Source organism: Rhodococcus globerulus (genome assembly GCF_019334125.1).
GTDB classification, from domain to species: Bacteria; Actinomycetota; Actinomycetes; order Mycobacteriales; family Mycobacteriaceae; genus Rhodococcus_F; species Rhodococcus_F globerula.
In genome coordinates this window covers 2,483,500-2,508,976 of sequence record NZ_CP079698.1, presented here as the reverse complement: position 1 = coordinate 2,508,976, position 25,477 = coordinate 2,483,500, and the positions used below count along the sequence as shown (strand labels likewise).

Annotated in this window: 26 protein-coding genes; 13 read left to right on the top strand and 13 right to left on the bottom strand. The window is 60.8% G+C overall.

Annotated elements, in window-relative coordinates; all coding sequences use genetic code 11:
* Positions 1–82 precede the first annotated feature (82 nt).
* Entirely contained in the window at positions 83–1,123 is a 1,041-nt protein-coding gene (locus KYT97_RS11420) for a class I SAM-dependent methyltransferase (RefSeq protein ID WP_245006162.1), read from the top strand.
* Positions 1,124–1,207: 84 nt separating this feature from the next.
* Here the strand turns inward: KYT97_RS11420 and KYT97_RS11415 are convergent, their stop codons facing one another.
* The 3 genes from KYT97_RS11415 to KYT97_RS11405 all read right to left on the bottom strand — a co-directional run bounded on the left by KYT97_RS11415 (position 1,208) and on the right by KYT97_RS11405 (position 6,311).
* The gene (locus tag KYT97_RS11415; RefSeq protein WP_033235812.1) at positions 1,208–2,308 is read right to left on the bottom strand and encodes a CaiB/BaiF CoA transferase family protein; all 1,101 of its coding nucleotides are present in this window, start codon (positions 2,306–2,308) and stop codon (positions 1,208–1,210) included.
* 107 nt (positions 2,309–2,415) lie between these two features.
* On the bottom strand, positions 2,416–4,581 hold the full coding sequence (locus tag KYT97_RS11410) for an ABC transporter transmembrane domain-containing protein (protein ID WP_095886810.1): 2,166 nt from the start codon (positions 4,579–4,581) through the stop codon (positions 2,416–2,418).
* The gene (locus KYT97_RS11405) at positions 4,578–6,311 is read right to left on the bottom strand and encodes an ABC transporter ATP-binding protein (protein WP_033235645.1); all 1,734 of its coding nucleotides are present in this window, start codon (positions 6,309–6,311) and stop codon (positions 4,578–4,580) included. Before KYT97_RS11405 ends, KYT97_RS11410 begins: the two co-directional genes overlap by 4 nt.
* 311 nt (positions 6,312–6,622) lie before the next feature.
* Between KYT97_RS11405 and KYT97_RS31090 the strand changes: the two genes are divergently transcribed.
* From KYT97_RS31090 to KYT97_RS11390, 6 genes are all read left to right on the top strand, one after another.
* The gene (locus KYT97_RS31090) at positions 6,623–6,745 is read left to right on the top strand and encodes a hypothetical protein (RefSeq protein WP_255285212.1); all 123 of its coding nucleotides are present in this window, start codon (positions 6,623–6,625) and stop codon (positions 6,743–6,745) included.
* Between the two features lie 214 nt (positions 6,746–6,959).
* Entirely contained in the window at positions 6,960–7,082 is a 123-nt protein-coding gene (locus KYT97_RS31085) for a hypothetical protein (RefSeq protein WP_255285213.1), read from the top strand.
* A 378-nt stretch (positions 7,083–7,460) separates the two neighbouring features.
* The gene (locus KYT97_RS31080; RefSeq protein WP_257013114.1) at positions 7,461–7,586 is read left to right on the top strand and encodes a hypothetical protein; all 126 of its coding nucleotides are present in this window, start codon (positions 7,461–7,463) and stop codon (positions 7,584–7,586) included.
* Between the two features lie 173 nt (positions 7,587–7,759).
* Positions 7,760–9,190, top strand: coding sequence for a GGDEF domain-containing protein (locus tag KYT97_RS11400; protein WP_245006077.1), 1,431 nt, complete (start codon positions 7,760–7,762; stop codon positions 9,188–9,190).
* A 62-nt stretch (positions 9,191–9,252) separates the two neighbouring features.
* Entirely contained in the window at positions 9,253–10,488 is a 1,236-nt protein-coding gene (gene purT / locus KYT97_RS11395; RefSeq protein ID WP_219112261.1) for a formate-dependent phosphoribosylglycinamide formyltransferase, read from the top strand.
* Positions 10,485–10,967 carry a DUF456 domain-containing protein gene (locus tag KYT97_RS11390; protein WP_045064067.1) on the top strand — a complete coding sequence of 161 codons (483 nt, stop codon included), beginning with the start codon at positions 10,485–10,487 and terminating at the stop codon, positions 10,965–10,967. The genes purT and KYT97_RS11390 overlap by 4 nt, the downstream gene beginning before the upstream one ends.
* A 7-nt stretch (positions 10,968–10,974) precedes the next feature.
* On the opposite strand, the gene KYT97_RS11385 is transcribed toward KYT97_RS11390, so the two are convergent.
* A complete protein-coding gene (locus KYT97_RS11385; RefSeq protein WP_219112905.1) occupies positions 10,975–11,757 on the bottom strand; it encodes an amidohydrolase family protein in 783 nt (260 codons plus the stop codon).
* A gap of 118 nt (positions 11,758–11,875) precedes the next feature.
* Positions 11,876–13,270: an FAD-dependent oxidoreductase gene (locus KYT97_RS11380; RefSeq protein WP_033235643.1), complete on the bottom strand. Its 1,395-nt coding sequence runs from the start codon at positions 13,268–13,270 to the stop codon at positions 11,876–11,878.
* Between the two features lie 231 nt (positions 13,271–13,501).
* Here KYT97_RS11380 and KYT97_RS11375 point away from each other — a divergent pair, with 231 nt between their 5' ends.
* Genes KYT97_RS11375 through KYT97_RS11365 form a run of 3 tightly spaced genes read left to right on the top strand, consistent with a single transcriptional unit; the run spans position 13,502 to position 15,605 of the window.
* Positions 13,502–13,927 carry an Rv0361 family membrane protein gene (locus tag KYT97_RS11375; RefSeq protein WP_219112260.1) on the top strand — a complete coding sequence of 142 codons (426 nt, stop codon included), beginning with the start codon at positions 13,502–13,504 and terminating at the stop codon, positions 13,925–13,927.
* A 38-nt stretch (positions 13,928–13,965) separates the two neighbouring features.
* Entirely contained in the window at positions 13,966–14,385 is a 420-nt protein-coding gene (locus KYT97_RS11370; protein ID WP_033235808.1) for a rhodanese-like domain-containing protein, read from the top strand.
* Positions 14,382–15,605, top strand: coding sequence for an O-succinylhomoserine sulfhydrylase (locus KYT97_RS11365; protein WP_175393502.1), 1,224 nt, complete (start codon positions 14,382–14,384; stop codon positions 15,603–15,605). Before KYT97_RS11370 ends, KYT97_RS11365 begins: the two co-directional genes overlap by 4 nt.
* A gap of 60 nt (positions 15,606–15,665) precedes the next feature.
* Here the strand turns inward: KYT97_RS11365 and KYT97_RS11360 are convergent, their stop codons facing one another.
* From KYT97_RS11360 to KYT97_RS11325, 8 genes are all read right to left on the bottom strand, one after another.
* Positions 15,666–16,220, bottom strand: a complete 555-nt coding sequence (locus KYT97_RS11360; protein WP_052683305.1) for an alternate-type signal peptide domain-containing protein — start codon at positions 16,218–16,220, stop codon at positions 15,666–15,668.
* Entirely contained in the window at positions 16,217–17,845 is a 1,629-nt protein-coding gene (locus KYT97_RS11355; protein ID WP_219112258.1) for a signal peptidase I, read from the bottom strand. Before KYT97_RS11355 ends, KYT97_RS11360 begins: the two co-directional genes overlap by 4 nt.
* A 7-nt stretch (positions 17,846–17,852) precedes the next feature.
* Positions 17,853–18,425 (bottom strand): SipW-dependent-type signal peptide-containing protein, encoded by a 573-nt coding sequence (locus KYT97_RS11350; RefSeq protein ID WP_245006076.1) that lies wholly within the window; start codon positions 18,423–18,425, stop codon positions 17,853–17,855.
* A gap of 22 nt (positions 18,426–18,447) precedes the next feature.
* On the bottom strand, positions 18,448–19,104 hold the full coding sequence (locus KYT97_RS11345; RefSeq protein WP_072782284.1) for a signal peptidase I: 657 nt from the start codon (positions 19,102–19,104) through the stop codon (positions 18,448–18,450).
* 11 nt (positions 19,105–19,115) lie between these two features.
* Complete coding sequence (locus KYT97_RS11340; protein ID WP_219112255.1) at positions 19,116–19,700, bottom strand: hypothetical protein; 585 nt, start codon at positions 19,698–19,700, stop codon at positions 19,116–19,118.
* Between the two features lie 12 nt (positions 19,701–19,712).
* On the bottom strand, positions 19,713–20,297 hold the full coding sequence (locus KYT97_RS11335) for an alternate-type signal peptide domain-containing protein (protein ID WP_033235638.1): 585 nt from the start codon (positions 20,295–20,297) through the stop codon (positions 19,713–19,715).
* 287 nt (positions 20,298–20,584) lie between these two features.
* Positions 20,585–21,394 (bottom strand): HAD-IIA family hydrolase, encoded by an 810-nt coding sequence (locus KYT97_RS11330; RefSeq protein ID WP_219112254.1) that lies wholly within the window; start codon positions 21,392–21,394, stop codon positions 20,585–20,587.
* A 37-nt stretch (positions 21,395–21,431) separates the two neighbouring features.
* On the bottom strand, positions 21,432–22,199 hold the full coding sequence (locus KYT97_RS11325; RefSeq protein ID WP_033235636.1) for a sulfite exporter TauE/SafE family protein: 768 nt from the start codon (positions 22,197–22,199) through the stop codon (positions 21,432–21,434).
* 508 nt (positions 22,200–22,707) lie between these two features.
* On the opposite strand from KYT97_RS11325, the gene KYT97_RS11320 reads away from it, so the two are divergent.
* From KYT97_RS11320 to KYT97_RS11310, 3 genes are read left to right on the top strand one after another with little or no spacing between them, the layout of a single operon-like run.
* Positions 22,708–23,682, top strand: a complete 975-nt coding sequence (locus tag KYT97_RS11320; RefSeq protein ID WP_095886802.1) for an amino acid ABC transporter permease — start codon at positions 22,708–22,710, stop codon at positions 23,680–23,682.
* Positions 23,679–24,464, top strand: a complete 786-nt coding sequence (locus KYT97_RS11315; protein WP_045064053.1) for an amino acid ABC transporter ATP-binding protein — start codon at positions 23,679–23,681, stop codon at positions 24,462–24,464. The genes KYT97_RS11320 and KYT97_RS11315 overlap by 4 nt, the downstream gene beginning before the upstream one ends.
* A gap of 33 nt (positions 24,465–24,497) precedes the next feature.
* Entirely contained in the window at positions 24,498–25,469 is a 972-nt protein-coding gene (locus KYT97_RS11310; protein ID WP_033235632.1) for an ABC transporter substrate-binding protein, read from the top strand.
* Positions 25,470–25,477: the final 8 nt, after the last annotated feature.

Sequence of the window (25,477 nt, the reverse complement as noted above, 5' to 3'; positions counted from 1 at the left end):
CGAAGGAGTCAGTGCAGAGGGAGCCGGGGCAGAGGAAGCTGGGGCAGAAGGCGTCAGCGAATCGGAGGCATTGGCGGAACGGATGTTCGCGGCCGCGATCGGCGCGGCAGAACTGCAAGCGGTCTACCTCGGAGATCGGCTGGGCTGGTATCGCGCGTTGGCTGACTTCGGGCCCCTCACGTCGACGGAACTGGCTGATCGGACGGCAACCGTGGAACGGTATGCCCGCGAATGGCTGGAACAGCAGGCTGTGGCCGGGTACTTGGACGTCAATACGGATGCCGACCGTCGATATACGTTGTCCGCAGCACACGCAGCAGTACTCGTAGATCCAGAGAGTCTGCTGTATGTGGCGCCGATGGCCCGATTGTTCGTGGCGACGACAACGTCGATGCCCAGACTGCTCGACGCGTATCGCCACGGCGGCGGGGTGACCTGGGAGTCCATGGGCGTTGACGCGCGCGAGGGGCAGGCGTTGCTGAACCGCCCGATGTTCCTGCGCCAGTTGTGCCAGGAGTTCTTGCCGATCATTCCGGATCTGCACGCCACGTTGACCGACGGGGCGAAGGTCGCGGATCTCGGAATGGGGGAGGGATGGTCTTCGGTGGCACTGGCTATCGGATACCCGAAAGTCGAGGTTCACGGCTTCGACGTGGACGCGGCGTCTGTGGCTGCGGCGCGCCGGCATGCGAGCGACTACGGCGTCGACGACCGTGTGCATTTCTCGTTGGTCGATGTGGCCGGCCAGGCCCCTGAGCAGGAGCGGGTGGAATCGGGTACCTACGACGCTGTTTTTGCGTTCGAATGTCTGCACGACGTGCCGGACCCGGTCGGGTTTTTGTCCACCGCCCGGTCGATCGCGCGGCCCGGCGCACCGGTGATCGTCATGGACGAGCGCACAGCGAGTTCTTTCGATCCCAATGCCGGGCAGGTGGAGCAACTGCTCTACGGGTATTCGCTGACTTGCTGCCTGCCGGACAGTCTCTCCCACCCCGGAAGCGTCGGGACGGGAACGGTCATGCGTAAGTCGACACTCGAAAGTTTTGCCCTGGCAGCAGGTTTCGAGCGAGTGGATGTGCTACCGATCGAGCACGAGTTCTTGCGGTTCTACCGATTGGGCTGACGCCCTGTGCGCCTTTGTGGTAGCCGGAACTACCAGAAAGGCGCACAGGGCCGAAGGCCCTAGGTCAACACAGAGCCGAAGGCCCTAGGTCCAAACCGTGTCGATATCCGTCGCCTCGCGCGCCGGCGGCGACGGAACGCTCGCCGGGGTGCGGGAGAAACGCGGTGCCGGAGCGTGCTGGGTGACGCCGTCGAGTTCGATGAGCGAGCCGCGCGCTGCGATGTGCTCGTTCGACGGTGCTTCCGCGAAGGTCAGTACCGGCGAGACGCACGCGTCGGTGCCGAGGAAGATCTTGGCCCACTCGTCGCGAGTCTTGGACAGGAACTTCTCCGTGAAGAGTGCCTTCATGTCGTCCCATTTGCTGGAATCCATCTGATGCGGAAGCGTCGACGGATCCAGTTCGAGGCCTTCGAGCAGCAGGGCGTAGAACTGCGGCTCGATGGAACCGACGGCCATGTACTTGCCGTCGGAGGTCTCGTAGGTGTCGTAGAACGGCGCACCGGTGTCGAGGAGGTTGACACCACGCTCGTCGGACCAGACGCCGCGGCCACGGAAGGCCCACATCATGTGTGAGAGGGCGAGGGTGCCGTCGACCATGGCCGCGTCGACTACCTGGCCTTTACCGGAGATCGAACGCTCGACCAGGGCGGACAGGATGCCGAAGATCAGGAACATGGAACCGCCACCGAAGTCGCCGACCATGTTGAGCGGCGGAACGGGACGTTCACCCTTGCGACCGATGGCGTTGAGGACGCCGGTGAGGGAGATGTAGTTGATGTCGTGGCCGGCGGCGCTCGCGAGGGGGCCTTCCTGGCCCCAGCCCGTCATACGCCCGAAGACGAGACGAGGGTTGCGCTCCAACAGCACGTCGGGTCCGAGCCCCATACGTTCCATGACGCCGGGACGGAAGCCTTCGATGACAACGTCGGCGCGATCGACCAGGTTCAGGACCTTCGCGACATCCTCGGGATCCTTGAGGTTGGCTTCGACGACACGACGGCCTCGCTTGATCTGGTCGGAGGCGTTGGCGTCCTGAGGAATCTGGCCTGCGCGTTGCACGATGACGATGTCGGCGCCCATGTCGGCGAGCAGAGTCGCTGCGTGCGGTCCCGGTCCCAATCCAGCGAATTCCACGATCCGAATGCCCGCGAGCGGGCCCTTCTTCTCCACAGTTTCTGCAGACACACGAACTCCCAATTCAGACGGCGACAACACTTCTGACCCGACGGTAACCTGTCGGACCGATCAGGTGTGCTCCGGGGCACGGTGTCTACGCAGGGAGGCGTCGGTCACTAGACGGCGGCGCCTTCGAACTGAGCGTTGTAGAGGCGGAAGTACGCTCCGCCGTGGGCGATGAGTTGATCGTGTGTGCCTTGCTCGACGATCTGGCCGGCCTCCATGACCACGATCAGATCCGCATTGCGAATCGTGGACAGACGGTGCGCGATGATGAAGCTCGTGCGACCGGCTCGCAGTGCCGACATAGCGTGCTGGACAAGCTGTTCGGTGCGAGTGTCGACCGAGCTGGTCGCCTCGTCGAGAATCAGCAGCGACGGTTCGGACAGGAAGGCGCGGGCGATGGTGATGAGCTGCTTCTCGCCCGAACTGATGTTGGACGCTTCCTCGTCGAGCACGGTGTCGTAGCCGTCGGGCAGGGTGTGGATGAAGCGGTCCGCGAACGCCGCCCGGGCTGCCGCTTGGATCTCGGCTTCGCTGGCACCGATGCGTCCGTATGCGATGTTTTCGCGGATGGTGCCGCCGAACAACCACGTGTCCTGCAGGACCATGCCGACGTGCGAGCGGAGGTCGGCGCGCCGCATGTGTGCGATGTCGACGTCGTCGATGGTGATCCGGCCCGAGTCGACTTCGTAGAACCTCATGATGAGGTTCACCAACGTGGTCTTGCCTGCGCCGGTAGGACCGACGATGGCGACGGTCTGTCCGGACTCGGCAGTGAGGTTGACGTTCTCGATGAGCGGGACGTCCTTGTCGTACCGGAACGAGACGTTCTCGAACACGACGGTGCCGACGGTGCGGTGACGGCCGGCCTGCTCGGGGAGGACGGGGTTCGCGATGTCCGGAGTCTGCTCGGGTTCGTCGAGCAGTTCGAAGACGCGTTCCGCCGACGCGGCCCCGGACTGCAGACTCGACGACATCGAGGCGATCTGGGTGAGCGGTGAGCTGAACTGGCGGGAGTAGACGATGAACGCCTGGACGTCGCCGAGGGACATGTTGCCGCTGGCCACCTTCAGGGCACCCACCACTGCGAGCAGTACGTAGGTGATGTTTCCGACGAAGTTCATGACGGGCATGATCAGGCTGGACAGGAACTGTGCGCCGAACGATGCGTCGAGAAGTTTCTTGTTCTGTACCGCGAATTCGCGCTCGGCCTCGATCTGATGCCCGTAGACGCGCACCAGATCGCGACCGCTGTAGGTCTCTTCGATCTGCGCGTTGATCTTGCCGGTTTCTTCCCATTGCGCTTTGAACAGAACCTGCGCGCGCTTGGCGACACGGGCAACCAACACGACCGACACGGGAACGGCGATGAGTGCGATCAGTGAGAGCATCGGCGAGATGACGAACATCATGGTGAGGACGCCGACGACCGTCAGCACCGAGGTCAGCAGTGACGTCAGAGTTTGGGACAGGGTCGACGAGACGTTGTCGATGTCGTTGGTGACGCGGCTGAGAACTTCACCGCGAGGCGTCCTGTCGAAGTACGGCAACGGAAGTCGGTGAATCTTCGCTTCGACCTCCGCACGCAACTTGTAGATCGTTTTCTGCACGATGATGTTGAGCAGGAACGCTTCCACCCAGGCGAGCAGCGACGCCATCACGTACACACCGATGGCGATGAGGATGACCTTGCCGATGGCGTCGAAGTTCAGCCCGACGCCAGGGACGACGTCGGCAGAGTTCTGAACCAGGTCGGCGAACGTCGAATTACCGGATGCACGAATAGCTTCCGCGGCCTCGTCACGGCTGATGCCGGCCGGCAAACTCTTGCCGATGAATCCGGCGAAGATGAGGTCGGTGACGTGACCGAGGATCTTGGGTACCGCGACGGAGAGCGAGATACTGCCGATCGTGGAGAGCACCACGACGAATACCGCGATCTTGTGCGGCTTCAACAGGCCCAACAGCCGTTTCATCGTGGCTTTGAACTGCTTGGGTTTGGTCGCCGGTGTGGTGGACGCGGGCTTCGGCGCCGGGGCATCGGGCTTGGGCTCGTCGCCGGGTGGCGGTTCGACAGGCGGTGGTCCGGATTGTTGCGGATCGTCCTGGGGCGGACCGTACTGGGGTGGACCGTACAGGGGCTGACCGTACTGTGGCGCAGGTTCGGCAGGCGGCGCTGTGTCCGGCTCCGCGGGGATCTTGGCAAATACGACGGTAGGAGCGTCGTCGAAATACTGACGATTGCCCGGACCGAAATTTGGGCCTTGCGGAATGGTCATGCGCTCATCTCCGCGGGAATCTGGGAGGCCACGATCTCTTGGTACGTCGGGCAGTTGGCCAGCAGGAAGTTGTGGTCGCCGAGTCCGACGGGAGCGCCGTCCTCGAGGACCATGATCTGGTCGGCGTCGATGATCGAAGACACGCGTTGCGCGACGACGATGACGGTGCTGTTCGTCGTAATCGCGCGCAGCGCTGCGCGAACGGCCGCGTCGGTGTGCATGTCCAGGGCGGAGAAGGAATCGTCGAAAATGTAGATCCGCGGTCGGCGGACGACGGCTCGGGCGATGGCCAGGCGCTGCCGCTGGCCACCGGAGAGATTCGATCCACCTTGCGCTATCGGGGATTCCAGGCCCTGCGGAAGTTCCCGGACGAAGCCGTCGGCTTGCGCGACGGCGAGTGCAGCCCAGATGTCGTCGTCGGTGGCTGACGGATTTCCGTACCGGATGTTGGTGGCGACCGTGCCGGCGAACAGGTAGGTCTTTTGTGGGACGTACCCGAAGTTGGTGAACAGTTCGTCCTGATCCCAGCCGCGGACGTCGAGCCCGTCGATCAGAACCGCGCCGGCTGTGACGTCGAAGAGCCGGGGGATGAGGGAGACGAGGGTGGATTTTCCGCTGCCGGTGCTGCCGACGATCGCAGTGACGGTCCCAGGTAGACAGCGCATCGTCACACCGCTCAGAACCGGAGTCTCGGCACCGGGGTAGCTGAATCCGGCTCCGCCGAACTCCACGACGCCGTAAGGGTTGGTGGGGCGCAGCGGTTGGGACGGTGCCGGGACCGATGGCTTCGTGTCGATCACTTCGGTGATGCGGTCGGCGCAGACGGCGGCCCGTGGAATCACGACGGCCAACATTGTTGCCATCACGACGGACATCAGAATTTGCATGACGTACGCGAGGAACGCGCTGATCTGACCGATCTGCATGTCACCGGTGTTCACGAGGTGGGCACCGAACCACATGACCGCAACGCCGGTCAGGTTCGCGATCAGCATGACCGTCGGCAGGAGAACGGCTTGGTATCGGCCGATGAGCAGGGCCGTGTCCGCCAGTTCCTTGTTGGCCTGATCGAAGCGCATGGTTTCGTCGGGTTCGCGAACGAACGCGCGAATCACGCGCATACCGGTGAGCTGTTCACGCAGTGCGCGGTTGATCTTGTCGATGCGGGCCTGCATGGTCCGGAAGTGCGGAATGAGGCGGGCGACGACCACTGCGACGGTGATGCCGAGTAGCGGCACCGAAATGGTCAGGAGCCACGACATCTGCAGATTCTCGCGTAGCGCCATGACTATGCCGCCGATGCACATGAGTGGTGCGCTGACGAGCATCGACGACGTCAACATCACCAGCGTCTGGATCTGGAGGACGTCGTTGGTATTTCTGGTGATCAGTGTCGGGGCGCCGAAACCGGAGAATTCACGGTCGGAGAAACTGCCGACGGCCTTGTAGACGGCGGCCCGGACGTCGTGACCGAATCCCATCGAGGACTTTGCCGCCAGATACGTCGACGCGACCGAGGCGATGATCGACGCCAACGAGACCATCAGCATGATTCCGCCGGTCGACATGATGAATCCGGTATCACCGCGGGCGACGCCGTCGTCGATGATTCGGGCATTCAGGGTCGGCAGGATCAGCGACGCAATGGCACCGAAAAGTTGCAGCGCCAATACTCCTGCGAGCAACCAGCGGTACGGCGGCAGGTACGCCTTGAGCAGTTTTGCTAACACGGCGATCCCGATCTGGTTGCCACGCGTTCAGGATTGATCACATGCACACGGTATGACAGATCGCGGTCGGAGCGGGCACCGACTCTTACCTTTGCGGCCTTTTGTCTCAATCGATTGTGATGTCGATCACATTTGAATTTGAAGTTGAGTTCGAGTCACATGTCTTGATCTGGGGCGTTACAGATCACCACGAACTGTCACGCGAGTCTTTGTCCTTAAACAAACTGGACGTATGTATTTCTCCTGACTACAAAGGCTCTCGGCGGACCAAACGTGCGCCACGTCATACATCTCACGCAAGGAGTTCAGTTATGGGTTCGGTCGAAAACCTTCTCGAGGCAAACGGTATGGGCTGGAGTCTGCTCAAGCTCCTTCCACTGGTGAACATGCTCAAGACCATCCAGGGCCTCGATTCCGCCAGCTCGAACTCCTGACGTTCGCGCGCACGGCAATCTTTCGTAACGACACAGGAGTAGTCACATGACCTCGATCCAGAATCTCGACGCCTTCCTCAAAAGCGTTCTCGCTTTGGTAACCAAGCTGAACGCCGGATCGGCAGATTCTTCGGGTTCGACCGGTTCGGCTGCCGAGTAATTTCTCCAGCCTTTCCGATTCATCAACTGCATTTCTGAGAAAAGAGGAACCGACATGGGTTCGCAAGAAGAATTCAGCGCCGTTATCAAGAACCTTTTCCCGGTTCTCAAGGACTTGCTCACGGCCATCGGCGGTGGCTCGCTCACTCCGGGAACCGGCTCGGCCGCTGAGAAGTAGGTCTGAGAAGTAAGTCCTGTTTGCCCGAAAGTGTGGCTCGCAATTGACTGCGAGCCGCACCTTCTGCATTTCTGCTGTGATGCACATCACAATTTGTACTCTAATTGACATTGAATTACCGTCTTGATCTGCAGTTTTGACGACAGGTGTTACTTCGAGTCTTTGGTAGTAGCCACACGGTAGCTAGACAAGTACGTTTCTGCGGTCTATAAATGCTGTCAGCGCTAATTAGTGCGCTGCATCACAGCACGGGATGTCGCAGGGGGGCGACCGCATATTTCACCCCTGTGGCATGAGTTCCCAGACTGTTCGGTCACCGCCTGCGGCCGAAACGTCGCTGAACATTTCACATCACCTCTACGCACCAGGAGAACTCCTATGTTCGGATCACTCAGCGCACTCGGACCTCTGCTCACAGCACTCGGCGTTTTCCTCAAGTCGGTAGACACCTCTTCGCTCGAGGGCGACTCGGGATCCTCGGGATCCAGCGGATCTGCTGAATAAGACCAACCGCTAACAAGACCTATCAGGTGCCGAGTCCTCGGTACTGTGATGGTCGGTCACTTCGCATTGCCCTCTGACCGCGTCATCGGTCAGGGGGCAATGTGGTCTGAACGTGACGATAAGATTTGGCAGTCGCCCGATACGCCTTTTCTGGAGCGACGGTGAGGTGACGAATGACAAGGATGGGCCGAGTAACGCGGCTGCTGGTTGTCTTTGTCGTTGTCCTGCTCGCCGCGCTCATCGGAATTCTCACGCGGCCGCCCGGACTGCTCGCCACGTTCTGGTGCGCCAATGCGTTGTTACTGGGAATGATGGTGCGGTGGCCGATTCTGATCGAGTGGCCCACGTGGATTGCCGCCGGCGTCGCTTATGTGAGCGCTGATCTGCTGACCGGCAACACGCTCTCGATGGCAATTCAGTTGAACGGTGCAAACCTGGTCGGGGTCACCGTTGGTGTGTTGTTGCTCGACTACCTCAAACGCACCCCGTTCCGCTTGGTCGACTCAACGTCTCTGATGTGGATGGTTGTCGTCGCCGGACTCAGTGCCTGCGCTACCGCGGCAACAGCTGGGCTGATGGATTGGGTCTTTCGAGGTGAGTCGTTTGCCGACACGCTTGTTCACTGGGGCAGTACGGAGTTCATGGCCTATCTGCTGGTGTTGCCTCTGATTCTGTCCATGACCATTCCGTCCAGCATTGCGGAGATCCGCAGCAAGACGACTGTACGGGCAGTTCTCGCCATAACAGTCCCGTTGCTCGCTACCGCCGCCTGCATGCCGATCGCGCTCAGCATCGAGGGGCCGATTGCCCTTCTCCTGCCCATCCCCGCGCTTTTGTGGTGCGCTACCCGGATTTCGGTTCCGAGTACTGCGTTGGTTTCGGCAGTGTGGTCGGTGTGGTCGCTCATGATGGCCGACGCCGGCAGGCTGGCTCTCGGGGAACAGAGTGGCGCAAACGTGAACGAGGCGGTGATCACGTCGATAGCGGTCACTCTGGTTGCGTTGGGCCCCATCGCTGTGGCGTGTGCGACGCAGGAGCGTCGGGCTGCCGAGCGTGAGCTGTTCCGCGCAGTCGAATACGACTCTCTCACCGGAGTCCTCTCGCGCGGGCCTTTCCTGCGTCAGGCCGAAGAACGACTCCAACAGGCAACGCAGACGGCGTTGCCTATCGGATTGCTGATGCTCGATCTCGACCACTTCAAAGCCGTCAACGACACATACGGGCACATGGTCGGCGACAGTGTTCTCGCCGATTTCGGTGCCCGGATGGCAGAACGCGTCTCCGATACCGATCTGGTCGGTCGACTCGGCGGTGAGGAGTTCGCGGTCTTGCTCACCGGTTCCAGTTTCGCCCGTGCGACCGAAGTCGCCGAAGAGATCCGACATGCTCAGGTCCACGATTCGGCACGATCCGGGCATGACAGCACCGTCAGTGTCGGACTCGCTTGGACAAACGACTCGACGCCTACCTTGGCGTCGCTGATGGTCGCTGCCGACGCAGCCCTGTACGAAGCCAAGCACGCAGGCCGAAATGTCGTGAAAGCCGAGAACGTTAGTGACATCGTGAGTGGCGTCGTGCCTGAGCGGATCACCAGAACCGCATGAGTTCCGTCATCGCGTCCTCTGGATGCGCTGACCTGCATCGGGATTGGCATATAGTCGCAGCCATGCAGCTTGATTCAACACCCTCGCGCCCTTCGTCGCTTCCACTCCGTTTCGGCACTCCGCTCGCCGAGAACGCGATCAGAGTGATGATGTTGGGATCGGGTGAACTGGGCAAGGAAGTTGTCATCGCGTTGCAGCGATTGGGCGTCGAGGTTATTGCAGTGGATCGGTACCCGGACGCACCCGGGCACCAGGTTGCGCACCGGGCTCACACCGTCGACATGACCGATCCCGATGCACTGCTGGCCGTGATCGAACTGGAGAAGCCGCATTTTGTGGTGCCCGAGATCGAGGCAATCGCGACCGACGCGCTGGCCGTCGTCGAAGCGCGGGGTGAGACCGTAGTCATTCCGACGGCCAGGGCAACACAGCTGACCATGAACCGAGAAGGTATCCGGCGGCTTGCAGCCGAGGAACTGGGCTTGCCCACCTCGCCGTATGCATTCGCGAATTCACTCGACGAGGTTCGGGCTGCCACCGAACTCACCGGATTTCCGTGCGTGATCAAGCCCGTCATGTCGTCCTCCGGCAAAGGGCAGTCGACGGTGCGCACTGCCGACGAACTCGAGTCCGCGTGGGATTACGCGATGGCCGGTGGGCGCGTCAATCACGGCCGGGTCATCGTGGAGGGCTTTGTCGATTTCGATTACGAGATAACACAATTGACGGTCCGGGCCGTGGGCAGTGGCGGCGAGGTCGAGACGTCGTTCTGTGAACCGATCGGTCACCTGCAGCAGTCGGGCGATTACGTCGAATCGTGGCAACCACAGCAGATGTCGGCGCTCGCCCTCGCGGCCGCTCGCGAGGTCTCCGAGAAGGTCACGTCCGCGCTTGGCGGTCGCGGAATCTTCGGTGTCGAGTTGTTCGTCAAGGGCGACAACGTGTACTTCTCCGAGGTGAGCCCACGTCCACATGACACCGGACTGGTCACGCTGCGCACACAGCGGCTCTCCGAATTCGAATTGCACGCCCGCGCCATCCTGGGGCTCCCCGTCGACACGACGCTCACCTCACCTGGTGCTTCAGCCGTCATCTACGGCGGCGTCGAAGCGCAGGCAATCGGATTCGACGGCGTCGCAGAGGCTCTCGCGGTGCCCGAGACCGACATTCGGTTGTTCGGCAAGCCGGAGAGTTTCACGCGTCGACGGATGGGCGTTGCCGTCTCCACTGCCGCAGATGTCGAGACAGCTCGCTCCCGTGCACGCGAGGCGGCGTCGAAGGTTCGCCCCGTCGGATGAGTCCGGCTGCGGAAGTTGTTGTCGGGCTGGCAATTCTGATCGGCCTGATCGGGGTGGTTGTGCCGATCATTCCGGGAACGCTGCTCATCTTGGCAGCAATTCTGGTGTGGGCCTTGATGACCGGTGGCGCGACCGCGTGGACGGTGTTCGCGTTGGCCGCGCTGGCTCTCGTGATCACGGGTGTCGTGAAGTACACGTGGCCCGGTCAGCGAATGCGTGCCGGGGGAGTGCCAAACCGCTCTGTCATGGTGGGCGGGCTTGTCGGCATCATCGGATTTTTTGTCGTTCCGGTGGTGGGGCTGTTTCTGGGATTCATCGTGGGAACGTATGTCGCAGAACTCGTGCGCTTGCGCAACGTCAACATCGCGTGGGCATCGACGCTTCACGCGGTGAAAGCTGTGGGGTTGTCCATGGTGGTGGAGTTGTTCGGTGCGTTGATCGCGGCCGGGCTCTGGTTGGGCGCAGTCGTTTTCGTGTGAGCAGATTTCAGGAGTGAGCAGCATTTCGGGCGTGAGCGCTGGCTCGTTCACACCGATACCAGGCGCGGGCGTTGCCACCCATCACCGCCGGAAGATCGTCCCCGACGGCGTCGGCGATCACGTCGAGATCGTGGATCTCGAAGGCCCGGCGGGCGCGGGTGCCTGGCAGGTCGGTGCCGAACATCAGCGCCTGGGGATTGACAGCGTGGATTTGACGGAGCACGTCGCCGACGTCGGAGATGGTGGTGCGTCCGAATCCGGTGGCTTTGACTCGGACTCCGCGGTCCACGAGGTTGAGGAGATACGGCAGGCCGCGCGTCGACATGCCCAGGTGGTCGATCGACACGGCCGGAAGCTTCGCGAAAACTGGTTCGAGCGAGAGAAGTAGTGTCGCGTCGACGTAGAACTCGGCGTGCCAGCCGGCCAAATCGAAAGCCCGGTTTGCCAGGTCCGCGAGTTGACGCAGATCTGTTGCGCCGCGTCGGAGATTGAATCGGACTGCGCGAACACCGAGTGCGTCGAGGTCGACTATCTCTTTGTCGGTGACGTCGTCACCGAGTGCCGTGACGCCAACCCAGCCGGGGCCGAGTTCCGCGAGTGCCGTTTTGAGGTACTCCTGATCAGTGCCCTGATACGACGCCGTCACTACTGCTCCACCGTCCACGCTCAGCCCCTCGAGAGCCGCCACCCTGGACCGGTAATCGGGGACGGTGAACGGCTCGGGCAGGTAACCGTGATTCTCGACCAGCGGAAAGCGCGGGTCGATGATGTGAACATGGGCGTCAAACACGTCATTCATTTTGCACGCTGTCAATATGACCTCGAACAGACGACCGGCCCGATGTGACCTGGATCGCTACGTGGCGAATTTCGGTCATATCGGGCCGGTCTGTCTGTGATGCCTGTGGTTATGCCTTCTCGGGCTCCGAGGCTTTCAGCATGTCGTGACGCTCGACGACCTTGATGCGCTCGCGGCCTTCGGGTTCGCCGAGGCTGCGCTCGTGTGCGTCGAGGCGGTACCAGCCCTGCCACGTCGTGTACGGCACCTGCTTGCCTTCGAGGAATTCGATGACGGCGTTCTCGTCGGGGTGTGCGGCGCCGGTGAAGTTGGCCGAGTCCTCGAGGAGGTTCGCGACGGTTTCGTTGGCGTCACCCTTGGTGTGGCCGATGAGGCCGACGGGGCCGCGCTTGATCCAGCCGGTGACGTAGGTGGCCGGCATGAACCGGGCTGCGCCTTCGGCGGTGTCGTCGGCGACGACGCGTCCGGCGTCGTTGGGGACGGTGCCGGCCTGGTCGTCGAACGGCAGCTGCGTGACGTTCTGTGACAGGTAGCCGACGGCGCGGTACACGGCCTGAACATCCCAGTCCTTGTAGGTGCCGGTGCCCTTGACGTTGCCGGTGCCGTCGAGTGCGGTGCGCTCGGTGCGCAGGCCCACTACCTTGCCGTCTTCACCGAGAACCTCGGTGGGGGATTCGAAGAAGTGCAGGAACAGCTTGTGCGGGCGGTTTCCGACGTCGCGGATTGCCCAGTCCTGCAGCGTGTTCGCGACCATGTCGACCTGCTTGGAGTTGCGGCGAGCCTGCTCGGAGCCCTCGTCGTAGTCGATGTCCTCGGGGTCGACGATGACCTCGATGGTCGGGGAATGGTCGAGCTCACGCAGTTCGAGAGGGGTGAACTTGGCCTGCGCGGGGCCGCGTCGTCCGAAGACGTGTACCTCGATGGCCTTGTTGTTCTTGAGACCCTCGTAGACGTTGGCGGGGATCTCCGTTGGGAGCAGTTCGTCGCCGGTCTTCGCGAGGACGCGGGCGATGTCGAGGGCGACGTTGCCGACGCCGAGGACGGCGACCTTCTCTGCGGTGAGGGGCCATTCGCGGGGGACGTCGGGGTGGCCGTCGTACCAGGAGACGAAGTCGGCGGCGCCGTAGCTGCCGTCGAGGTCGATGCCCGGGATGCCGAGGGCGCGGTCGGCATTGGCGCCGGTGGAGAAGATGACGGCGTCGTAGAACGACTGGAGGTCGTCGAGGGTGATGTCGGTGCCGTAGTCGATGTTGCCGAGGAGGCGGACCTGCGGCTTGTCAAGGACCTTGTGCAGGGCGGTGATGATGCCCTTGATGCGCGGGTGATCAGGTGCGACGCCGTAGCGGATGAGACCGAAGGGCGCTGGCATGCGCTCGAAGAGGTCGATGCTGACACCGCGGCCGGAGACTGCGGTATCGGACTTCATGAGGGCATCGGCGGCGTAGATGCCGGCGGGGCCGGCGCCGACGATCGCGACCCGGAGTGGGCGGTTGGAGTCAGTCATCGTAAAGACAGCTACCTTCTTCGAAGTTCGGACAACGTATCGACAAGTATCCAATTTAGCCGAACCTAAGCACCGTGGAGTGTTTGCGGTTCGACCCGGTTCACACTTTCACCCCAACGGGCGTCGGTAAACCGTTTCTTTCTTTCAATTCTCCTGCAAGTGCGGTTCGAAGCGGTAGGGGTCCGCTACTTGACGGGCCACAAGCTGAGCTTGTGGGGGAGTATTGGTTTCATGAATGACCAGCGCGACGATTCCGGCAATTCCGAAAGCAAGACAGCATCGGCCGGGCCGTTCATCCTGGCAGTGGCAATTGTCGCGCTGATCCTCGGCGGAATCTTCATTTCGTCCTGGATGTCCCCGGCTGAGGAAAACGTCAGCGAAGAGGACCGCATCAGCCGTGTGGTCGCGGACTACGTCGCAGCTCACAACGAGAACGACACCAAGACGCTCCAGAGCCTTACCTGCACAAACTTCGATCCGGAGACCGGACCACTCGCCGATACCGAAGGTGACGTCGAGATGCAGGGCATCAACGAATCTGTGGTCAGCGGCGACCGCGCGACTGTCGATGTTCGGCTCTCCGGTGGCGGCCAGGATCAGCGCGTCGAGGTCTGGGCACTCACGCGCGACGGTGAAGGCTGGGATATCTGCACCTGATCGCCCACACAATCCGGTCTTGTGAAAACATGGACAACGTGAGTTACGCAGGCGATCTGACGCCGGAGCAAGCCTGGGAGCTGCTCCGCGAAAACCCCGAGGCAGTGCTCGTCGACGTGCGCACCGACGCAGAGTGGAAGTACGTCGGTATCCCCGACGTCACGTCCCTCGGCAACTCGGCTGTGCAGATCGAATGGGTGAGCTACCCCAACGGTGCACGCAACGACAACTTCGTCGACGAGTTGAAGGAATCCGGTGTTGTTCCCGGCTCCGGGAAACCCGTGATCTTCCTGTGTCGATCCGGTCAGCGATCGATCGGGGCCGCAGAAAGTGCGACAGCGGCGGGCATCGGTCCGTCGTACAACGTGCTCGACGGGTTCGAAGGCGGTTTGGATGCCGACGGACATCGTGGAGTTGTAGGTTGGCGGGCCATCGGCCTGCCGTGGAGGCAGCAGTGAGCGGAATTCCCCAGGGCGGCGCATTTCAACGAGCGTTGCCGGACGACGTAGGTCTTGGCACGCTCGGTGTCCGCGGCGGATTGATGCGAACGGGCTTCGAGGAAACCTCCGAAGCACTGTTCCTCAACTCCGGATTTGTCTACGAGAGTGCAGAAGCCGCCGAACAAGCCTTTACCGGCGAAGTAGACCATTTTGTCTACTCCCGCTACGGCAACCCGACGGTCAAGATGTTCGAAGAGCGTCTGCGCCTCATCGAAGGCGCAGAGGCGTGCTTTGCGACGGCCAGCGGAATGTCCGCCGTATTCACGGCGTTGGGAGCACTGCTGGGCAACGGTGACCGATTGGTCGCTGCTCGCAGCCTCTTCGGTTCCTGCTTTGTCGTCTGCAACGAAATCCTCCCGCGCTGGGGAGTCGAGGTTGTTTTTGTCGACGGTGAAGACAATGCGCAGTGGGAAGAAGCGCTGTCGGTACCGACCACGGCAGTATTCTTCGAGACACCGTCCAACCCCATGCAATCTTTGGTGGACGTACGACGCGTATCCGAACTCGCTCATGCCGCCGGTGCAAAGGTAGTCCTGGACAACGTCTTTGCGACGCCGCTCCTGCAGCGAAGCTTGGACTTGGGCGCCGACGTCGTGGTGTACTCCGGCACCAAGCACATCGACGGTCAGGGCCGCGTCCTCGGTGGTGCGATCCTCGGAACCGAGGAGTACATCAGCGGTCCCGTTCGGGAACTGATGCGGCACACCGGACCTGCGCTCAGCCCGTTCAACGCCTGGACGTTGCTCAAGGGCCTCGAGACCATGCCGGTTCGTATCCGGCACTCTGTGGCGTCGGCCCTCGAGATCGCCGAATTCCTCGAAGCGCACCCGGGCGTCAAGTGGGTCAAGTATCCGTACCTGACTTCGCACCCGCAGCATGAACTCGCGAAGGCTCAAATGAGCGGCGGCGGAACAGTTGTCACGTTCGAGCTCAATGCGCCTGACGGCGAGGGCAAGAAGCGGGCGTTCGAGGTTCTCAACGGCCTGCGCGTCATCGACATCTCGAACAACCTCGGTGACTCCAAGTCCTTGATCACCCACCCCGCGACCACGACGCACCGGGCCATGGGTCCGGAAGGCCGTGCAGCAGTGGGTCTTACAGACGGCGTTGTGCGTCTGTCCGTCGGGCTCGAAGACACTGTCGATTTGTTGGCTGATCTGAAGCGAGCCCTCGGCTAGTTGTCGACGCAAGACCAAATCGCTCTGTTCGTGCACTCAGACGAACAGAGCGATTTTGTGTTATCCGATCGGTTGTTGTTGCGTGACCAGCTTGAACGACGGAATCGAAACGCTCTGATTCTGACCACCGTTGTCATTGCTCCGCATGAACTGGAACAGAACGATGACGTTGATGACCTGTCCGTTGTAGTCGCTCGTGAAGTCTGTGATGTCCGCGTTGGCGCTGTCGGACAGGAAGACGTTCACGTCCAAGTACGGCGCCAGGGCGCCGCCGATTGTTCCGGTCTGTGCGACTACGTCGGCCCGCAGGCGAGGACCGGTGGCGGATACTTTTGAATTGCAGGAGTAATAGACGTCCTGGCCGGGAAAGGTTCGGAAGGTCGAGATGTCTGGGATCGCTGTATAGGGGGCAGTATCGTAGTTGCGATAGAACCACCCCGTTGCAGTGGGTCCGCCAGGTCCCACGGTGCATGGTCCGAGGGAAAGGGTGCCGGCAGTAACCGTCTTGGAGAGCACAGTTGCGGAATCGTTCCACGAAGCAAGCGTGCCACTTCCGCCGAGAAGAACCGCAATCGCCGCGGTGGCCGCCAGGGCGCCTTTCCACTGTTTCTTCATTTGCTCACCAGCGCAGCAATTTCAGCGGGGAGTTCACCTGTGGGCGAGGTGGACGTCCACTGCCCTGCGATCTTACTGACCTTACGAGGTCCGCTGGATCCGAGTATCCACAATTCGTCAGCGCCAGTGAGCCAATGCAATTCGTCGTCGAGGCCAACTGCGGTGCGGAAGATCTCGGTTCCCGACGAGTCGGTGATCGAAGCAAACCGGCCTGATTCGCCAGTCACTATTGCAGCGAAATAGGTGCCCGAGTCACTGGGATCCCCAACTGGGACAACTGCAGTCGTTGTCGAAGTAGTTGGCAGGGTGGTTGTGGTTGTGGTCGGCAAGGTCGTGGTCTGTGTTGCTGTTGTTTCGGTGGTTGTGGTTGTGGTTGCGGTAGTTGTCGTTTGAGGAGGGGTCGTCGGTGTCGGAGATGATTCTGTTGCGGAGGTCGACGTGCTTGTTGTCGTTTCTCCGGCAGACGACGTTGTGGGTGCGGCCGTAGTCGTCGACGTTGTTTCGGGAGCCGCGGCGGGCGCCAGGCGGGCGGCAAACCCTGCCGGAACGGTCTGTGCGCCCTCTTTGACACATTTGGTTCCGACAAGCGAAGCAACGGAGATAGGAACAGGGAAGAATGCGGTCGATATCTGCGTGCCGACCTTGGTATAGATCTCAGCCGTATATGCACCGTCAGCAAGCAAACCGAAGAGTCCGACGGCTATCGTCGTGGTGAGGCTGCTGATATTGTCCACGGTGACGGTCGAGGTCGGCGTATCGTTCTTTCGAACGATGACTTTGTATGTGTATGGGCCGGTACCACTAGGCGCGGTCCAAGTGAGAGTGACAGTCGTTAACAGACCAAAGAGACCGCCAGTGGTGGCACAGGTTGCGCTCAGGACCCGCGGAGCTATGACGCTTGCGGCGGTGAAAGTCGACTGGGCGCCTGCCGTGTCCTGAAATGCCGCAGCTGTTCCCGTCGTCTGTGCAATGCCCAGCGACACGGATGCCAGAGTTGCTCCGGCAATCGCGGTTTTCACGAGCGTGCTGGATCGGGTTGTGCCGGAAGAAGTATTGGACGGTGTGGAGAAAGCGTGTCTGTTTGTTGTCTCGAGGCTCTCGCCAGTCGGAGGCTCAGGGCGGTTCGGTCGAGGCCCACCGGGCCTGAACGCGATCATCAGCAGGATTCCAGCGAGAACACCGCCGAGGAAGACGCCGATCGGTCCGGATGCCCAGGACACGAGGTAGCCAAGTTTGTTCATGCTGAACAGAACTCGATCAACGGTTGTGACGTAGTACGTCTCGATGTCAGCCTCGGCGTTCGCGTCACCTTTCAGAGTCAGTACTACGCCCGCAGCCTGCGGAGCAATGCTGTCGACGCGGTGGGTAATCCGAGTGCCCTGAGTATTGATCACGCTGACAACGTCACCGACGGCGATCTCATCGGCAGGTGTTGATCGAGAGAAAGCCAGTGCACCTGTGCTGATTTCAGGTTCCATGGAGCCCGATCGGAAGACGAGCGGCTTGATCCCCAGAAACAGGCCCGCCGCCGCGATCACGATGCACAGAACTCCGGCGCATGCGCCGATCGTGAGCGCAAGCTCCCGCACGCGACCGCGTCGATGTGAATGCTTCTCTCGGGTCATGGCGCGCTCACACCGACGTTGCAGTGAAGTTGAATGTAACTGTCACAGTGGTGCCTTGGACTGTCGACGGCGCTGCCGCGTCCAAAGTCACGAGAAAGCAGATGTCGTCGACGCCGGAGGTGGCGGGCAGTGAACGAGTGCCGATGATGTTTGCGCTTGTACCCCCGTTCACGAGGGACGTATTTGCGATGATCGACGTTCCACTGCAGGTTCCGACATTGCTGGCATTGGCTGCGGTCCCTCCCGAGTACGTCGAGACTTTCAGGTACGGAGCGAGAGTAGACGTCGTCGATGTTGTATTGGCGGTGTAGGTGAAGGCTACAGACCCTTTGTTCTGAACTGGCAGCATGGCTGCAATGCTCTGCCCCGGAGACATATTGGCTTTGGTGAGCGCTGTGAACGCGTATGCGGTCGGGTTTCCTTCGGCATTGTTCAGTTGGAGATTGATGGTTCCGGTACTGAAAGCGCCCGAGGTGGCTGTAGCTGTGTCGGTCCACGCGGCCATGGTTCCGACTGCACCTGTTCCCAGAACCATCCCGAGTGCGAGTAGTGCGCGAACCCGCGCACTACCGAGCATCATTCGAACTCTGCTGGGCGTGTTTTCAGAGTGTCGTGACATGTCCGGCGCTTTCGTTGTGTGACGCGGTGGCTGTTTCGGATAGCTGGATATCGTCAGACATCTGAACGTCGTCGACATTCGCGGCGCGATTGCGTCGGTCTCTGCGGCCCTCACGCGTTCCACTGACAAACATATAGACGGCATAAGCGGCGAGAGCGGTGACAACAATGCTCAGGATGATCTTGCGTTGCTCCCCGGTCAGCCAGCTGTGCACGTATCCGAGATACGGAAAGCTGTACCAGACCTTCCCTCTGATCTGTTCCGGGATTACCGGTTTTTCATCCGGAATGGAGTTGGCATCTCCCTGTGTGGTGAAAACTCGTTCGCCGCGGGTGTTCTCACTGATGGCGATGATGCGATGTGTCACGACAGTCGGCTTTCCGGACTCCAACTGAAACGTGATGGGAGTTCCGATCGCGAGATCGTTTGCGTCGGCTTCCTTGACGACAATCAGGGAACCAGGCTTGTAGGTCGGCGACATCGAGCCTGTGAGAACCGTATATCGCTGCGCCCCAGCAAGGTACGGCACCACGATTGTTGCAATGATCAGCGCGCTGAGGACAAGCAGAAGCAGCCAGCTGGCAATGGAAGTGATCCACCAGATAGGTCCGCTTCGTTGTGCGCGGTGCTGTGCGTCCATCAAAATCCTCACTACGGCTGCGTGCGTGGGGGAACGAATTGTGTGCCCTTGAAGTTCAAGGTTGCGGTAGTCGACTGACCTTGTGCGGCACTTGCATTGACGGTCGCTCGCAGACACCACGTTGACGACGTGTTCGGTGAAAGAGTGGGCCTGGGTGTCGGTAGCGGAGTCGCTGGGTACTTGGCCGCAGTCAGGGTCCCGGTGTAGAGCTGCGTGCCGGTGGGCGTTCCTGTTGTGGGGCAATCGGCATTGCTGCCGACCTGCCACACCGTGAGATTGAGTTTCGGTTCCGGCTGCGACTGGCTTGCCGAGGTCAATTCGTATTGCACGATCATCGCAGTGCGGTTCGCGATGGTGATGGGCCTTTGGGAGTACGCGCCGGGTCCCATGGCGGTACCTCCGAAACCAGTCATCGTGTAACTCTCGGTCGCACTCGCGTAATCTGCGCCCAGGCGTAGGACCAACGTGTCTGCTGTCATTTGCAGCCCGGACACTGGAGTCTCGGCACGCCACAGGGCGCCGGTCTGTTGTGCTGATGCAAACATCACCACGATGACCGACGCACCTGCGAGTGCCCCCCAGGCTTTAGCTCTCACGGTTTCGCAGCCTCAGGGATTGATGGCTGTTTGCTCGATCTTGAGCGCGAGATCCGTCAAGTTGATCGACGCACCCTGAGCAACAAGGTCGTTCACGTTGGCGAATGTGATGACAACCGTGACGGCCACCGCGTCGCCGTTGTTGGCTTCTGTCAGGGGGCTCGCAGCGGTCACGACATTGCCGTCGACGGTGACAGTGGTCTCGACATCGATGTTGGCGAGGAGCTCCCCGGCAGTGGCGCCGGTTGCCGCTGTCGTGCCAGCTGTGATCGAAGCGGGATCCGCCTCGATGACGGCGTTCAATCGATCGCCGATTGCGGTGATCGATGTGGTGCAGTTGTACTCGAGCACCTCGGTCGGGACGATTCTGTATGCAGCAAGGTCTGCGGTGGGAATGGCAATGGTCGTCGGGTTCGTCGACGCCCATCCACTGGTGCCTGCAGCTGCGACGCAATCTGCGATTTGCAGCTCGCCGGCGGTGATGGTGTTTCCGCCGATCGTCGAACTGTCGCTCCAGTACGCGAGTGAACCTGCGCCGCCGAGGAGTAGTGCGCCCGCGGCTGCTGCCGCAATTGCACCCTTTGTCTGTTTCTTCATGGAGAGCTCATTTCTGGGGAGTCCGAATTGGGTCGTTCAGAAATGAGTATCAGCCATGGCAAACGATTCGTTACCGGTTTTGAAAAGAATATTTCGCCCAAATTGAAATTTTACGTTTGAGCTGGGAAAAGCCTCCTACCTGCGACTAGTCACCAATCCGTTAGTTCAACCTTGAAGAATTCTCCCGTTTGTCCAACTCGACAAAGGTTTTACGTTTCCTTTGTTTTGCGTTATTCATTCGGCTGGTTAACTACCCGTTCTATTTAGGCGATATGTCCGAATTATCTTTACTTAGTGCTACGAAAAGGGTCCGTTGTATTTCCGACAAGGGAGGCGACGGATTCCAGAACAATGGTGGGGCGGTAGGGATACAGCTCCACGGACGCCGGTGTCGAGATCCCGGTCATGACAAGGATGGTCTGCAAGCCCGCCTCCAGGCCGCACACGATGTCGGTGTCCATCCGGTCGCCGATCATCAAGGTGTTGGCGGAATGAGCGCCGATGGACCGCAATGCTGATCGCATCATGAGGGCATTCGGCTTGCCGACGTAGTACGGGTCGCGCCCTGTGGCTTTGGTGATCAAGGCGGCAACGGAACCGGTGGCAGGTAGCGAGCCGTCCCGCGACGGTCCGGTGGCGTCGGGGTTGGTGGCGATGAACCGCGAGCCTCGCTCGACCAATCTGATCGCGGTGGTAATCGCCTCGAACGAGTAGGTGCGGGTCTCTCCCAGGACGACGTAATCGGGATCGCTGTCCGTCAGGACGTATCCGATGTCGTGCAGCGCCGTGGTCAGGCCCGATTCGCCGACCACATACGCGCTGCCTCCCGGTCGCTGATTTGCGAGGAAGGTGGCGGTCGCCAGCGCTGACGTCCAGATGGACTTCTCCGGAATGTCGAGACCGGAGTTGAGTAGGCGTGCCCGCAAGTCTCGCGGAGTTCTGATCGAGTTGTTGGTCAGCACCATGTACGGGATGTTGTTCGATGCCAGTTCGGCGAGGAACGTGTCCGCTCCCGGCACCAAGTGCTCTTCGTGAACGAGGACTCCGTCCATGTCCATGAGGTAGGTCCACTGGGATTCATTCGCGGTTGTGGTCATGTCTCAAGTATGTGGGAACCGCGTCCGACGTGGGCGATCAAGCGAGCAGACGCCACAGTCCGATCAGGCCGACGACGACAATCGTGTACCGCAGCGCGGTGGGGGACAGGCGTCGCCCGTAGCGGGCACCGAGTACCCCTCCGCCGAGCGAGCCGACTGCGATCAAACCTGCTGCTGCCCAATTGATCTGGTCGAAAGCCAAGCTGATGTACATCACCGCCGCGACGATGTTGACGAGCAGTGAGAGCAGGTTCTTCGCGCCGTTCATCCGCTGCAGGGTTTCGGGAAGGATGGCACCCATCACACCGATCAGGAGGATGCCCTGGGCGGCGGTGAAATAGCCGCCGTAGATACCGACTGCAAACGTGCCGGCGGTCAGGAGCATCAACCTCGAGGTCGACAACGTTGTCTCTTCGGTGGAACGCTTCTTCGCCCAGGCCTGGATGCGTGGTTGGAGAAGGACAAGAGCGAGCGCCAGGATCAGCAATACCGGAACGATCGTCTCGAATAACTTCTCAGGTAGGTGCATCAGCAACCACGAGCCGAGTAGCGCCCCGGACAGCGACGCCGGAATCTGCCACCGAAGCCGGTCCCATTGCCCTGACAATTCGCGTCGGTAACCCCAGGTGCCCGAAACGCCGCCGGCGACCAGGCCGACAGCATTGGACATCGTCGCAGTGACCGGAGGCATACCGAAAGCCACGAGTGTGGGGAACGTGATCAGGGTTCCACTGCCCACCACGGCGTTGATCGCCCCGGCACCGATACCTGCCACGAGAATAAAAAATGCGTCCAGTCCGCTCACTCCGCAGACGGTACTGCAGGGTGATTCGGGGACGAGCGGTGGCTCGGGGCATCGGATACGGCTCATCCATCCAACACTGCATTCGCCGCTTTCGGGAGGCTTGCGATCAGCCTGATTTCAACGCACATAGATCCCTATTTCCCTTGTCTCGCAGGGAAATACAACATTTGACGACCGTTGATTCAGCGTCTAGTCTTTGCTCACCATCTCGAGCGACCGAGAGACCTGGCTCATCGACGTCGCAGCAACCCCCCGAGTGATCGGGAGCGGGTGCTTTCTGCCAGGACCGATGGAAGGCATCACATGGGTATCACTCGCTGCGCCGGTATTGCTTCGTGCGCCGGTTCGAACGCGTACGCACCGCACCGTCGACGTCACATCGACCTGCGTCGTACCGCGTCGTGTCACTGTCGCTGACCGAAATTCTCGGCACCAGCAATTCGTCGCGCAGTAATCCCATTTTCCGAAAGGTCTATTTTGTGATGTCCACTCCGTCAGACAGTGCGCCGTGAGCGCGCCTACCGAGGTCCGCCCCGAGAAGCCAGTGGCCGAGCCGCAGCTTCCCGACTCGGAGCTTGTTGTTGCCCGCACATGGCATCCGTTCCAATGGGTGGTCAGTGCGATAGTGCTGATCTTGCTGGCCCAGTTCATCCACGGTCTTGTGGTGAATCCCGGCTGGGACTGGCCGACGTTCGCGCAGTACTTCACCGCGAAATCGGTGCTTGCCGCCTTGTGGGTGACGATCAAACTGACCTTGTGGGGAACGATCCTCGGGTTCGGTCTCGGAGTCGTGCTGGCACTTGGCCGACTGTCGAATAATCCGGTTCTGCAGGTGATCGCCTGGACCTATATCTGGGCGTTCCGCTCGATCCCACTGATCGTGCAGTTGCTCTTCTGGTTCAACATTACCTACCTCTACCAAACGCTCTCTCTCGGAATACCGTTCGGGCCAGAATTCTTCACGTTCCAGACCAGTGGCGTCATCGGCGGATTCACCGCAGCTGTCATCGGTTTGGCGCTGCATCAGGCTGCGTACTCCGCGGAGATCATCCGCTCGGGCATCATCTCGGTGGATCACGGTCAGATCGAAGCCGCTCATTCGCTGGGGATTCCGCGCCGGCGCCAGTTCTTCAAGATCATTCTGCCGCAAGCAATGCGGGCAATACTTCCCAACGCCGCGAACGAGGTGATCGGACTGTTCAAGGGAACGTCCATCGTCTCGACCATGGCAATCGCCGAACTGTTCTACCAAGTACAGGTCATCTTCGGGCGCAACGGACGAGTGGTGCCGCTCCTGATGGTTGCAACACTGTGGTACATCATTCTCACGACGTTGCTCTCCATCGGCCAGTACTACGTCGAACGTCATTACGCTCGCGGCTCCGCTAGGGCTCTCCCGCTGACGCCTCTGCAGAAGGCGCGCAACAAATTCAACGAGATTCGTGATGCGCGTCTCGACATTCCGAGAGGCGCGACCCGATGACCGCGGAATTGCTCGAAGACAACGTCTATGCCGTCGAGGCGCGTGGCATCCACAAGTCGTTCGGCGCGCTGGAAGTACTTGCCGGCGTTGATCTCCTGGTCCGCAAGGGTGAGGTGACCGTTATTCTCGGGCCGTCAGGTTCGGGAAAGTCCACGCTGCTGCGCACCCTCAATCATCTCGAGAAGGTCGACCGGGGAACAGTACGGATCGACGGGGAACTGATCGGATACCGGCGCAAGGGAAATCGGCTACACGAACTGCGCGATCGCGAAATCCTGAAGCAGCGCTCGCACATCGGTTTTGTGTTCCAGAACTTCAACCTGTTTCCCCATCTCACTGCTCTGGAAAATGTAGTGGAAGCCCCGCTGTCGGCACAGAAGCGTGATCGCGACGACGTGTACCGAGAGGCGCGGGCTCTGCTCGAACGAGTGGGTGTGGGAGACAAAGCTGATGAGTATCCGCGTCAACTTTCCGGTGGCCAACAGCAGCGTGTTGCCATTGCCCGAGCCCTGGCACTGCGACCGGCTGTGATTCTCTTCGACGAACCGACGTCGGCACTGGACCCGGAACTGGTTGGTGAAGTTCTCGAAGTTCTTGCCCAGCTTGCCCGTGACGGTGCGACGTTGATCATCGTCACGCACGAAGTCGGGTTCGCCCGCGAGGTGGCGGACACCGCAGTCTTCATGGACGGCGGCGTCATCGTCGAACAGGGCCCGCCCTCGCAGGTGATCGACAATCCCGTCCACGAACGGACCAAAGCTTTTCTCTCCCGCGTTCTCTGACGCTCAGACACATTTTCCGAAAGGCACACACTGATGTTCTCCCGATCCCGCCGCGCGACTTTCCTGATCTCGGCTCTCGCCACAGTCGGACTGCTCAGCGCCGCGTGCAGCAGTGCGGACGCAGAGTCCGAGGGTAGCCAGGGCACCGCCGCCGCGGGTTACAACCTCACGGCCGAGCAGAATCGCATCACCACAGCGAAAGTCGATTCCATCGCTGCCGAGCTTCCTGCGGAAATCCGTGACAGCGGCACGCTGCGAGTGACCGGTAGCGCCGGATCCGCTCCGCCGCTTCGCTTCTACGCCGACGATGACAAAACCCTCATCGGTTCCGAAACGGACTTCGCCTACCTGATCGGTGATGTACTCGGGTTGAAGATAGACCTGCAGACGGCTGACTGGGCACAGAACTTCGTCCGGATCGACTCCGGTGAAGCCGACGCGTTCCTCTCCAATGTGACTGTCACAGAGGAGCGTAAGGAGAAGTACGACTTTGCCACCTATCGCCTGGACACCCTCGCATTCGAGGCCAAGAAGGGCGCCGGGGTATCCATCACCGAGCCCAAGGACATTGCCGGTCTGAAGATCGCGGTGGGTTCCGGCACCAATCAGGAAGCGCTGCTGGTCAAGTGGAACGAGCAGAATGTCGCGGCCGGCCTGGCACCAACCGACATCTCGTACTACCAGAACACAACCGACTACTACCTCCCGCTGCAGTCCGGTCGCATCGACGCCTACTTCGGACCGAACCCGTCGTCGCAGTTCCATGCCAAGCAGTCGGGTGAAACCGAGGTGGTCGGTGAGTTCTCCGGTGCGGGTGACACCCTGCAAGGTCAGATCGCTGTGCTGGTGAAGAAGGACAACGGACTGATCAAGGCTATTAACGACGCCATCAACCACACCATCGAGAACGGTACGTACCAGCAGATTCTCGAACGCTGGAACATTACCGGTGAAGCCGTCGACACGTCGCTGATCAACCCGCCCGGTCTTCCGAAGACCAAGTGAGTATCCGT